The organism is Microbacterium sp. NPDC091676, from assembly GCF_044756645.1.
Classification (GTDB): Bacteria; Actinomycetota; Actinomycetes; order Actinomycetales; family Microbacteriaceae; genus Microbacterium; species Microbacterium paraoxydans_D.
In genome coordinates, this window is the sequence record NZ_JBIVTI010000001.1 from 878,143 (window position 1) to 889,811 (window position 11,669).

Below are 11,669 nucleotides of genomic sequence, written 5' to 3' on the forward strand. Positions count from 1 at the left end.
ATTACGGGAAGGGGATGAATCCGACGGCGATGCCGACGAACGCAAGCGCCTCGGTGAAGGCGATACCGATCCACATGAGGACCTGCAGGCGACCGGCCAGCTCGGGCTGACGGGCGACGCCCTCGATGGTCTTGCCGACCACGATGCCCACACCGATGGCCGGGCCGATGGCCGCGAGGCCGTAGCCGACCGCCGCGAGGTGGCCGTTGATTTCAGCGAGAACCGTAGTTGCGTCCACGGGTTTTTCCTTTCGTTGGGTGGGAGGGCTGTTGCCCGCCCGCTCAGTGCTCTTCTGCGACCGCGAGCTGGATGTAGACCGCGGTGAGGACGGTGAAGACGTATGCCTGCAGGACGGCCACCAGGATCTCGAAGAGAGTGAAGGCGCCACCGAAGGCGAGGGTTCCGATACCGAGAGCGGCCCAGCCGCCGCCCGCGGTGAAGAAGAAGAACTGGGTCGCTGCGAAGCAGAGGACCAGGATCATGTGGCCGACGACGAGGTTCATCAGCAGTCGCAGGGTGAGCGTCACCGGGCGGATGATGAACGTCGAGATGAGCTCGATCGGCGTGACGATGAAGTAGACCGGCCACGGCACCCCGGACGGGAAGAGCGCGTTCTTGAAGAAGTTCTTCGGGCTCTTCTTGATGCCGGCGTAGATGAACGTGACGTAGCTGACCACGGCGAGCGTGAGCGGCACCGCGATGATCGCCGTTCCCGGCATGTTCAGGAACGGGATGATGCCCGTGACGTTCATGAACAGCACCATGAAGAAGATCGTGGTGAGGATCGGCAGGAAGCGGTCGCCGTCCTTGCGGCCCAGCAGGTCGTGGGCGATGCCGCCGCGGACGAAGCCGAGGCCCATCTCGACGAGGCTCTGGAACCGGCCGGGCACGACCTTCATGCGGCGGGTGCCGAGCCAGAGGATCAGGACGACGGCGATCACCGAGAGCAACTGGATCAGGTGGATCCGGTTGACCGGGATGGGTCCGACGTGGAAGAGGATCTCCGGGAAGAACTCATCGATCGAAGGGCCGTGGAACTCGCCATCAGAGGACGCGAGTCGGGGGGTCAGGGTCGCAGCAAGATTAAACAGCGCGGGCTCCAGCTTCGGGGCACCGGTCAGAACCGGGGCGACGATGGTCGGTGTGCTACACAGCGCAAGCGCTCGCGGGCGAGCGGCGGGCACTCCTCAACACTATCAGAATCCAAGGGTGTCCTAAGACCGCGGGGCGGTGTCCGTCGGGCCGTCCGGGGCGTCGTTCACCGCTCCCGGGGCGCGGTCCTCCGGCACCTCGGTGGGCAGCGTGGTGTCGCTGACGTTCGGCAGGCGCATCTGGGTCAGCACGACCACGTCGATGATCAGCGACATGAGCACTCCCGCCACGATCGAAAGGAAGAACACCATCGGCTCGATCCACGGCTGTCCCGCGAGCAGGATCATCACGACTACGAAGACGCCGAGCTTGAGCAGCCAGCCGCCGAGCACGATCGCGAAGAAGAGCTGCACGTAGAGGGGGTCGCCGTACCACCGGTTCGCGATGAGGATGCTCAGCCCGGTGATTCCGAGGAAGAGCGCGGCGAGGAGCACGCCGAGCAGTCCGCTGATCAGCCCCTCCCCTTGCGCCACGGCGAAGCCGATCCCTCCGGCGACGAGGGCGAGCACGACGGTGGCCACGGCCGACCAGACGAGGGTGCGACGCAGGATCGGCGTGCTGGAAACGGGGCTCGGGCTCATCGGGGCTCCAGAGGGATCGGGTCGGGCGCGGCGCCCGTGGCGGTCTTGCGCCCGCGGGTGGGGCTCAGGGTGATGACGAGGCACGCGGCGATGCCGACGACGCCGAAGACGACGCCGGGGATGTACTGGCCCGGCCAGTCCTCCCGTGCGCCGACGTACATCAGGAGGACGGCGAGCGAGATCACGGCCGTCCAGGCGTAGAAGATGAGGACCGCGTCGCGGTCGCGGTGCCCGAGGTCGAGCATCCGGTGGTGCAGGTGCTTCCGGTCCGGGGAGAACGGCGAGCGGCCGGCGCTCATCCGACGCAGCACGGCGAGCCCGAAGTCGAGCAGCGGCAGGAGCACGACGAGCAGCGGAAGCAGGATGGGCAGGAAGGCACCGATGAGCTGCGAGCGCCCGAGGCGCTCCGGGTCCAGCGCCGAGGGGTCCATCTGCCCGGTGATCGCGATGGCCGAGGTCGCCATGAGCAGCCCGATCACGAGCGCACCGGAGTCGCCCATGAAGAGCTTGGCCGGACTCCAGTTCAACGGCAGGAATCCGATGCACGCGCCGATGAGGACCGCAGCGAGGAAGGTGGAGAGGTTGAAGTAGCTCGACGCACCGGAGTCGCGCGTGAAGATGTACGAGTAGGCGAAGAAGACCCCGTTGGAGATCAGGCAGACGCCGGCGACCAGGCCGTCCAGCCCGTCGATGAAGTTCACCGCGTTCATGACGATCACGATCGCGAACATCGTGATCGTGATGCTCAGCCAGCTCGACACCACGATGAGGTCGCCGAACGGCAGGGAGAGGATCTGCAGACCGCCGCCGACGGTGATGATGCCCGCGGCGAGGAACTGCGCGCCGAGCTTGATCATCCAGTCGATGTCCCAGAGGTCGTCCATCACCCCGATCACGGCGATGAGGAGCGCGGCCGCGAGGATGGACCACATGGTCTGCGGGGGCGTCCAGATGCTCTGGAAGAAGGGATTGGCCGCCGAGATCGCGAAGGCGGCCACGATGCCGAGGAAGATCGCGACGCCGCCGAGGCGGGGCGTCGGCGTGGTGTGCACGTCGCGCTCGCGGATGCCGGGATACAGCTTGAAGCGCAGGCTCAACCGCCACACCGCCCACGTCAGCACGAAGGTGATCGCGGCGGTGACGATGATCGTGAAGAGGTACTGCTTCACGAATCCCCGTCCTGCGGCTCCGGTTCGAGCAGGTCGCCCAGGACCTCGCGCAGCTGCTCCCTGGTCACGACGCCGTCCCGCAGGATCCGGACGACGCCCTGCTCGGCGTCGCCCGCGCGGCGGACGAGCGAGGTCGCATCGATGATCGTGGACGCGACGCCGTCCTTGCTCATGCCGTCGTCCAGATACACGGCGACGCTGTCGCCCAGCATCTTCTCCGCGTCGAGCGCGGAGATCGCCGCCGCCTTGCCGGTGAGGTTGGCGCTGGACACCGCGAGCGGTCCGGTCTCCGCCAGCAGCTCGAGCACCACCCGACCCTCGGGCATACGCACGGCGACCGTGCCCTTGGTCTCCCCCAGATCCCACACCAGGGAGGGCTGCGCGGGCAGCACGATCGTGAGCCCTCCGGGCCAGAACGCGTCGACGAGACGCTGGACGGGCTCCGGAACAGCCTCCGCGAGGGCCGTCAGCGTCTCCTTCGTGCCGACGAGCACGGGCGGCGGCTGATTGCGACCGCGACCCTTGGCATCCAGGAGGCGCTGCACCGCGGGCGGCGAGAAGGCGTCGGCGGCGACGCCGTAGACGGTGTCGGTGGGGATGACGATGAGGTCGCCGCGGCCGATCGCCTGGCGCGCATTGCGCATCCCGGCGAGCAGCTGCGCCTCATCGCTGCAGTCGAAGATGGGGGACATGACGGTTCGATTCTACGCGGGGCGGGTTCGGGACGAGCTCGACGTCTGCTGATCAGGGGCGGACGGCGGTGGTGGCGCGGTCGCGCAGCGTCAGATCGCGATGGGTGGCCGCGGCACGCCAGCCGTCCGCCGCGAGCAGCTCGCGGATCGGAGCGCCCTGCAGCTCGCCGTGCTCGATGACCAGCGTGCCGCCGGGCCGCAGCAGCCCCAGGGCGCGAGTGCTGAGCACACGCACGACGTCGAGGCCGTCCTCTCCGCCGTAGAGCGCCAGTGCCGGGTCGAACAGGCGGACCTCCGGGTCGCGAGGGATCGCCTGTGCCGGCACGTACGGCGGGTTGGAGATGACGACGGACGCGGTGCCGTCGAGCTCCGGGAAGGCCTCCGCGAGATCGGACAGCACGAGGGTGAGGTTCTCGACGCCCTCGACGTTGCGTCGGGCCCAGGCATGCGCCTCCGGAGAGAGCTCTGCGGCGTACACCCGGGCGTGCGGCACCTCCGTGGCCATCGCGAGCGCGATCGCGCCGCTGCCCGTACCGAGGTCGACCCCGATCGGCGACGGCTCCCCCGACCCCAGGAGAGCGTCGATGGCGAACTGCACCACCGTCTCCGTCTCCGGTCGCGGGACGAAGACGCCAGGGCCGACCGCGAGCTCCAGGTGCCGGAACGGCGCGGTCCCGGTGAGATGCTGCAGCGGCTCCCGGCCCGCGCGGCGGGCGACGAGGGCGTCCAGCGCGGCCGCGTCGTCATCGGTGAGCCAGTCGCCGCGGATCACCGCCGCCTGCACCTCTCCCCTGCGCTGTCCGCGGACGTGCCCGGCGAGCAGCTCCGCGTCGACGAGGGGGTCGGGCACGCCGGCGTCGGCGAGACGCTGCGCGGCGGCGCGCACGGCCGCGGCGAGAGAGAGGTCGGGCATGGCTCCAGCGTAGAGTGCGCGGCCGTCACAATGCCCCGTCCCCCATCGCGCTCGCCTAGGCTGGAGCGGCAGCGCACCCGCACAGGAAGGCTCCCCCATGTCCGGCATCCACCCCGACATCACCACCGCTTTCGGGAACACCCCGCTCGTCCGCCTCAACCGCGTGACCGAGGGCCTCGGCGCCACCGTGCTCGCGAAGCTCGAGTACTACAACCCCGCGTCGAGCGTGAAGGACCGCATCGGCATCGCCATGATCAACGCGGCCGAGGCCGCCGGCGAGCTCGCCCCCGGCGGCACCATCGTGGAGTCGACGAGCGGCAACACGGGCATCGCCCTGGCGATGGTGGGCGCCGCCCGCGGCTATCGCGTCATCCTCACGATGCCCGCGTCCATGTCGAAGGAGCGCCGCGTGCTGCTCAAGGCGTTCGGCGCGGAGATCGTCCTCACCGACCCCACCAAGGGCATGAAGGGGGCCATCGAGGAGGTCAAGCGGATCGTCGACGAGACTCCCGGCGCCGTCTGGATCCGCCAGTTCGAGAATGCGGCGAACCCGCAGATCCACCGCGAGACCACGGCGCAGGAGATCCTCCGGGACACCGACGGCGCGGTCGACATCTTCATCGCCGGCGTCGGCACGGGCGGCACGGTCACCGGCACCGGGCAGGCGCTGAAGGCGGCGAAGCCCGAGGTCCAGGTCATCGCCGTGGAGCCCAAGGACTCCCCCGTCCTGACCGAGGGACACCCCGGACCGCACAAGATCCAGGGCATCGGCCCGAACTTCGTGCCCGATGTGCTCGACCGCGAGGTGCTCGACGAGATCATCACGGCGGAGTTCGAGGACTCCCTGCGTGTGGCCCGAGAGCTCGCCGCGAAGGAGGGACTGCTGGTCGGCATGTCCTCCGGCGCCGCCGTCTCGGCCGCGCTGACCGTCGCCGCGCGCCCGGAGAACGCCGGCAAGACCATCGTCGTGATCATCCCGGACACCGGCGAGCGGTACCTCTCCACCGCCCTGTTCGAGGATCTGCGCGAGGACTGAGGTCGTCGATGGGCATGATCGGGCGAATGCGCGAGGACATCGCCGCCGCGCGCCTTCGCGACCCGGCCGCGCGCACCGCGGTCGAGGTCGCGCTGCTCTATCCCGGCCTGCACGCCATCTGGGCGCACCGCGTCTCGCACGCGCTGTGGCGGCGACGCCTCCGGCTCCTCGCCCGCGCCGGATCGCAGGTCTCCCGCTGGCTCACCGGCGTCGAGATCCACCCCGGAGCCCGGATCGGCCGACGCTTCTTCATCGACCATGGCATGGGCGTGGTCATCGGCGAGACCGCGGAGATCGGCGATGACGTGCTCATGTACCACGGTGTGACCCTCGGCGGGCGGACCAGGGACGTCGGCAAGCGGCACCCCACCCTGCGCGACGGCGTCGCCGTAGGCGCGGGGGCGAAGATCCTCGGCCCCGTCACGGTCGGCGCCCGCTCGGTGGTGGGCGCCAACGCCGTGGTCACGAAGGACGCGCCCGCCGACAGCGTGCTCGTGGGCGTGCCGGCGAAGCCGCGCCAGCGGACCGCCGGTGAGGACACCAGGGCCCTGCTGACCGCCCCGGACTACTCCATCTGACGCGCCGCCCGGCGGCCGGAGCGGTGTCCGCTGCGGCCCTCCATCCGACGACGCAGGAAGACGAGCGGCAGCAGCACGCTGCCGAGCGCCGTCACCAGCCAGACGATGACGGCACCCAGCAGCCACCCGGTCAGGTCGACGATGCGCAGACCCCCGATGGGCAGCAGCACGACGACCATGAGGGCGATGAGAGTGGAGAAGATCCCGATGCCGCCCATGAGCACGGGCGCATAGCGGTCCGCGAGCCTGCTCACCCACGGCGAGAGGACGCTCTGCAGCACGGCGAACACCACGATGCACACGACGAATCCCCACCACTGGTCCCACTGGATCTGGAAGCCGTCGAGGAGCAGGTCCGCCGCCAGCAGACCGAGCCCGGCCGACACGAGGTACATCAGCCCGCGGTACAGGAGTGTGATCACGGGGCGAGCCTAGCGCGGCCGGTTCCCGGGGTCACTGCGCGACGAAGAACGGGACGGCGCCGACCAGGATGCCGATCGCCAGCATCACGAGCGACACGATGACCGCGCGCCACAGCACCTTGCGGTGGTGGTCTCCGAGGTTCACCCCGGCGAGGGAGACCAGCAGCAGGATCGCGGGCACGAGCGGGCTCTGCAGATGCACCGGCTGTCCGGTGATCGAGGCCCTGGCCATCTCGACGGGGTCGATGCCGAAGTTCGCGGCGCTTTGGGCGAGCACGGGGAGGATCCCGAAGTAGAAGGCGTCGTTCGACATGAAGAACGTGAACGGGATGGACAGCACGCCCGTGATCGGAGCGAGGAACGGGCCGAGCGCGGGCGGCAGCACGTTCGTGATCCACGTCGCCATGGCGTCGACCATGCCGGTGCCGGAGAGGACACCCACGAGGACGCCGGCCGCGATGACCATCGACACGACGCCGACGATGCTCGGGGCGTGCGCGACGATCTCGGCCGCCTGCTCCTTGATGCCGCGGAAGTTGACGACGAGCGCGATGCCCGCGCCGACCATGAACACGTAGGGCAGCGGCAGGATGTCGATCACCAGGAGCACCATGACGGCGACGGTGAGCAGGAGGTTGAACCAGATCAGCCGCGGGCGCAGGGTCGGCCGGGCGGGGTCCAGCATGGTGTCGGCCATCGCCGTGTCCGCGGGGTCGACGCTCCCAGCGGCGACCGGGGCGTGTCCGCCGGCGACGACGACGAGGTTGCCGGTGCGCAGCGAGGCGCGCGCGCCCGGCTTGAGCTCGGCGCCGCGGAAGATCCGGGGCACCGAGGAGAGGACGCCGCCGTCGGCTCCGGTGAGCCGGCCCTCCGCGTCGATCCGTCCCAGGCGCCGCCGCTCCCCCAGGCCGAGGAACCAGGCGAACCCGAGCGTCACGACGATGCCTGCGCCCAGAGCGGGGAGCATCGGCACGAAGATCTCCGTCGGCTGCACACCGAGCGCGGTCGCGGCGCGCACGGTCGGACCGCCCCACGGGACGATGTTGAGCGTGCCGTTCATGAGACCGGCGACGCAGGTGAGGACGACGGGGCTCATGCCGAGGCGCAGGTAGATGGGCAGCATCGCGGAGGTCGTGATGATGAACGTCGTCGAGCCGTCGCCGTCGAGGGACACCGCGCCCGCGAGGATCGCCGTCCCGAGCACCACCTTCGCCGGGTCGTCGCCGAGCAACCGCGTGATCAGCCGGATGAGGGGGTCGAAGAGTCCGACGTCGATCATGATGCCGAAGAACATGATCGCGAACATCAGCAGCGCCGCCGTGGGCGCCATGGTGCCGATCGAGTCGAGGATCATGTCGCCGAGCCCGAGCCCCGCTCCCGCGAAGAGCCCGAAGGCGGTCGGCACCAGGATGAGGGCCACCATGGGGGTGAGCCGCTTGGTCATGATCAGCGTCATGAACACGAGGACCATCGTGAAGCCGAGGATGACGAGCACGCCCTCCGGCGGCACGAAGGCCACGTCGTAGGTGGGCGCCTCCTCCTCGGCGGCGGCGATCAGCGCGGTCGATGCGTGGAACATGCGTGACTCCTTCGTCGTCGCTCCGTCATCGCTGACGGATCCTGACGAGGCTAGGGAATCCGGGGAGGCGGAGCGCGGTATGCCGCATTCCCGGGCCTTGTGCGCGTACCGTGACTTCTGCGCATATTGCGCGAGGTGAGGAGGTGGCGATGTCCCCGCGGAGACGCGTCCGGTTCGCGACCCGCGCCCTGCTGCTGCACCTCGCCGCCGTCGCCCTCGTCGTGACGCTGTGCACGGGCGTGTACCTCGCCCTTGCCGTCCAGCAGCTGCGCGCCGAGGCGGAGTCGACCGCGCTCGGCATCGCCAGGACCCTGGCGGAGGACCCGCAGGTGCGGACGGCCGTCGCCCGCATCTCCGCGTCGGACGACGAGCCGGATGCGGAGGAGCTGCGAGACGGGGAGCTGCAGCAGATCGCCGCCGCCGTCACCGCGCGCACCGGAGCCCTGTTCGTCGTCATCACCGACGACCACGGCATCCGTCTTGCCCATCCCCTGCCGTCGCGGATCGGCGAGGTGGTGAGCACTCCGTTCGCCGCGGTGCTGGCGGGCCACGAGGTGGTCGACTGGCAGACCGGCACGCTCGGCGACTCCGCCCGTGCGAAGGTGCCGCTGCGGGACGACACCGGCACTCCTGTCGGCGAGATCAGCGTGGGGTTCGAGCGCGCGGGCGTCTTCGACGATCTGCCGCCGCTACTCGCCGCGATCGGGCTGACGGCCGCCGGCGCGCTCGCGCTCGCGCTGCTGGCCTTCCTCCTCCTCCGCCGCCGCTGGGAGCGGTTGACCCTCGGCGTGCAACCCGAAGAGCTCATCGCCCTCGTGCAGAATCAGACGGCGGTGCTGGACGGCGTCGGAGACGGCGTGCTCGCGGTCGATCAGGACGGCGTCGTACGGGTGAGCAATGCCGCGGCGGATCGGCTCCTCGGGCTCGACGATCCGGTCGGCCGCGCCGTGGGGGCGCTCGCGCTGCCGCCCGTCGTGCGCGACACCGCGACCGGAGCCCGGGAGCGCGCGGAGACGGTCCTCGGCGACCGGATGCTGTACCTCGAGTCGCGGCCGGTGCAGCGCGACGGGCGCGCGCTCGGCGACGTGCTGATCGTGCGCGACCGCACCGATCTCATCGCCCTCACCGAGCGGCTAGAGGCCGTCCGGACGATGACCTCCGCGCTGCGGGTCCAACGTCACGAGTTCGCGAACCGTCTGCACGTGGCCGCGGGCCTCATCGACGCCGGCCGCGTCGAGGACGCGCGGGCGTTCCTCGACGAGCTCGTGTCCCGCGGTCCGGTGGCCTTCCCCGTCGCCGGGCTCGACCGCGTGGGCGATCCGTTCCTGCACGCCTTCCTCGGCGCCAAAGGGGTGGAGGCCGCCGAACGGGGCGTCTCCCTGCGGATCGCGGAGGACACCCAGGTGATCGGCACCGTCCGTCGGGCCGAGGACGTGGCGAGCGTGCTCGGCAACCTCGTCGACAACGCGATCGTCGCCGCCGTCGCCGGCACGAGGGAGCCCCGGTGGGTGGAGGTCTCCGTGCTGAGCGACGGCGAGGCGCTCGTCGTCACCGTGACCGACTCCGGCGACGGCCTCCGCGGGTCCGATCCGCGGTCACGGGCCGACGACGACCGGAGCGAGGACCGCGTGCACGGGCACGGCATCGGTCTGCCGCTCGCGACGGAGATCGCTCGCCGGAGCGGCGGCGACCTCTGGATCATCGACCAGGGCGGCACCGCGCACGGCGCGGTGTTCGCCGCCCGCCTCGGGGATGCCGTCGACCCGGCTCCGCGTGTCCCGAAGGAGAACCCATGACCGCACCGCTCCGCGCGCTCATCCTCGACGACGACTTCCGGGTGGCCGATCTGCACCGGAGGATCGTCGACGGCCACCCCGGGTACACCGTGACCGGGACCGCGCGATCCTGCGCCGAGGCGCGCGACCTCGTGCGGTCGACCCGCCCCGACCTCCTGCTCGCCGACGTCTATCTCCCCGACGGCGACGGCATCGGCCTCGTCCGCGAGACCGGCGTCGACGCCATCCTCATCTCCGCCGCGGACGACGCGCCCACGGTGCGACGCGCGCTGCGGGCCGGCGCCGTCGGCTATCTCGTCAAGCCCTTCGAGCGTCGTGCCCTCACGGGGCTCCTCGACCGATACACCCGCTACCGCAATCTGCTCGCGGGCGATCGTCCGCTCACGCAGGACGACGTGGACCGTGCGCTGGCGATCCTGCACGGCGGCGCCGAGCCGGTGTCCCTTTCGCGCTCGGCCACCGAGCAGCGCGTGCTCGAAGCGCTCGGGGACGACGAGGCCTCCGCCGCGGAGGTCGCCGAGCGGGTCGGCATCTCCCGCGCCACGGCGCAACGACACCTCGCCGCTCTCGCCGCGCGGACCGTCGTCGAGGTGCGGCTGCGGTACGGGTCGACCGGGCGTCCCGAGCACCGGTACGCCGCGCGCACCTGACGGCGTCGCGGCGGCCGCTCAGCCCTCGGAGCCGACGGCGGCGAGACGCGCCTCTTCGTCGGCGGCGATGGCGCTCTCGATGATGGGGTCGAGCGCACCGTCCATGACCTGATCGAGGTTGTACGCCTTGAACCCGGTGCGGTGGTCCGCGATCCGGTTCTCCGGGAAGTTGTAGGTGCGGATGCGCTCCGACCGGTCCATGCCCCGGATCTGCGACTTGCGTGCGTCGGAGGCGGCCGCATCGAGCTCCTCCTGCTGCTTGGCGAGCAGTCGGGCGCGCAGCACGCGCATCGCGGCCTCGCGGTTCTGCAGCTGCGACTTCTCGTTCTGCATCGACACGACGATCCCGGTGGGCACGTGCGTGATGCGGACAGCGGAGTCGGTGGTGTTCACCGACTGCCCTCCGGGGCCCGACGAGCGGAACACGTCGATCTTCAGATCGTTCTGATCGATCTGGATCTCCTCGGGCTCGTCCACCTCGGGGAACACGAGCACGCCGGTCGTCGAGGTGTGGATGCGCCCCTGCGACTCCGTCGCGGGCACCCGCTGCACGCGATGCACGCCGCCCTCGTACTTCAGATGCGCCCAGACGCCCTGCGCCGGGTCGGACGAGGAGCCCTTGATGGCGACCTGCACGTCCTTGTAGCCGCCGAGATCGGACTCGTTGCGCTCGAGCAGCTCGGTCTTCCACCCCTTCGACGCCGCGTACTGCACGTACATGCGCAGCAGATCGGCGGCGAACAGGGCCGACTCCGCGCCGCCCTCCCCCGCCTTGATCTCCATGATCACGTCGCGGGCGTCATCCGGATCCCGCGGGATGAGCAGGCGCCGCAGGCGCTCCTGCGCCGCCTGCACGCCCTCTTCGAGGGCGGGGATCTCCGCGGCGAACGCCTCGTCCTCGCGGGCCAGTTCCCGCGCCGCCTCCAGATCGTCGACGGCCGCCGTCCACGCCTCGTGCGCCGCGACGATGCGCGACAGCTCGGCGTACCGACGGTTGACGCGCTTGGCGCGCGCCGCGTCGGCGTGCACCGCCGGGTCGGAGAGCTCCTCCTGGACCCGGCGATGCTCGTCGATCAGAGTCTGGACGGACTCGAACACGTC

Annotated in this window: 13 protein-coding genes; 4 read left to right on the forward strand and 9 right to left on the reverse strand. The window is 70.5% G+C overall.

Annotated features, from left to right (window positions below; translation table 11 throughout):
• Position 1: 1 nt before the first annotated feature.
• The 6 genes from atpE to prmC form a co-directional block, all read right to left on the reverse strand.
• Positions 2–238, reverse strand: a complete 237-nt coding sequence (gene atpE, locus ACIQID_RS04465; RefSeq protein WP_025103147.1) for an ATP synthase F0 subunit C — start codon at positions 236–238, stop codon at positions 2–4.
• Between the two features lie 43 nt (positions 239–281).
• Positions 282–1,070, reverse strand: coding sequence for a F0F1 ATP synthase subunit A (gene atpB / locus ACIQID_RS04470; protein WP_187664137.1), 789 nt, complete (start codon positions 1,068–1,070; stop codon positions 282–284).
• 144 nt (positions 1,071–1,214) lie between these two features.
• A complete protein-coding gene (locus ACIQID_RS04475; RefSeq protein WP_312672968.1) occupies positions 1,215–1,733 on the reverse strand; it encodes a hypothetical protein in 519 nt (172 codons plus the stop codon).
• Positions 1,730–2,902, reverse strand: a complete 1,173-nt coding sequence (locus ACIQID_RS04480; protein ID WP_331202666.1) for an MraY family glycosyltransferase — start codon at positions 2,900–2,902, stop codon at positions 1,730–1,732. Before ACIQID_RS04480 ends, ACIQID_RS04475 begins: the two co-directional genes overlap by 4 nt.
• A complete protein-coding gene (locus tag ACIQID_RS04485; RefSeq protein ID WP_312672970.1) occupies positions 2,899–3,594 on the reverse strand; it encodes an L-threonylcarbamoyladenylate synthase in 696 nt (231 codons plus the stop codon). Before ACIQID_RS04485 ends, ACIQID_RS04480 begins: the two co-directional genes overlap by 4 nt.
• Positions 3,595–3,646: 52 nt before the next feature.
• A complete protein-coding gene (gene prmC, locus ACIQID_RS04490; protein ID WP_400282343.1) occupies positions 3,647–4,507 on the reverse strand; it encodes a peptide chain release factor N(5)-glutamine methyltransferase in 861 nt (286 codons plus the stop codon).
• A gap of 97 nt (positions 4,508–4,604) precedes the next feature.
• On the opposite strand from prmC, the gene cysK reads away from it, so the two are divergent.
• Together cysK and epsC are read left to right on the forward strand one after the other, a co-directional pair.
• On the forward strand, positions 4,605–5,543 hold the full coding sequence (cysK, locus tag ACIQID_RS04495; RefSeq protein ID WP_136052104.1) for a cysteine synthase A: 939 nt from the start codon (positions 4,605–4,607) through the stop codon (positions 5,541–5,543).
• 8 nt (positions 5,544–5,551) lie between these two features.
• Positions 5,552–6,121: a serine O-acetyltransferase EpsC gene (gene epsC / locus ACIQID_RS04500; RefSeq protein WP_312672972.1), complete on the forward strand. Its 570-nt coding sequence runs from the start codon at positions 5,552–5,554 to the stop codon at positions 6,119–6,121.
• On the opposite strand, the gene ACIQID_RS04505 is transcribed toward epsC, so the two are convergent.
• Positions 6,109–6,543, reverse strand: coding sequence for a phage holin family protein (locus tag ACIQID_RS04505; RefSeq protein WP_136052102.1), 435 nt, complete (start codon positions 6,541–6,543; stop codon positions 6,109–6,111). The two genes, epsC and ACIQID_RS04505, sit on opposite strands and share 13 nt — an antisense overlap.
• Before the next feature lie 31 nt (positions 6,544–6,574).
• Entirely contained in the window at positions 6,575–8,122 is a 1,548-nt protein-coding gene (locus tag ACIQID_RS04510) for a CitMHS family transporter (RefSeq protein WP_400282348.1), read from the reverse strand.
• A 149-nt stretch (positions 8,123–8,271) separates the two neighbouring features.
• On the opposite strand from ACIQID_RS04510, the gene ACIQID_RS04515 reads away from it, so the two are divergent.
• Together ACIQID_RS04515 and ACIQID_RS04520 are read left to right on the forward strand one after the other, a co-directional pair.
• Positions 8,272–9,918, forward strand: a complete 1,647-nt coding sequence (locus tag ACIQID_RS04515) for an ATP-binding protein (RefSeq protein ID WP_400282351.1) — start codon at positions 8,272–8,274, stop codon at positions 9,916–9,918.
• The gene (locus ACIQID_RS04520; RefSeq protein ID WP_400282354.1) at positions 9,915–10,568 is read left to right on the forward strand and encodes a response regulator; all 654 of its coding nucleotides are present in this window, start codon (positions 9,915–9,917) and stop codon (positions 10,566–10,568) included. The genes ACIQID_RS04515 and ACIQID_RS04520 overlap by 4 nt, the downstream gene beginning before the upstream one ends.
• Positions 10,569–10,586: 18 nt before the next feature.
• Here the strand turns inward: ACIQID_RS04520 and prfA are convergent, their stop codons facing one another.
• A complete protein-coding gene (gene prfA, locus ACIQID_RS04525; protein ID WP_312672976.1) occupies positions 10,587–11,666 on the reverse strand; it encodes a peptide chain release factor 1 in 1,080 nt (359 codons plus the stop codon).
• Positions 11,667–11,669: the final 3 nt, after the last annotated feature.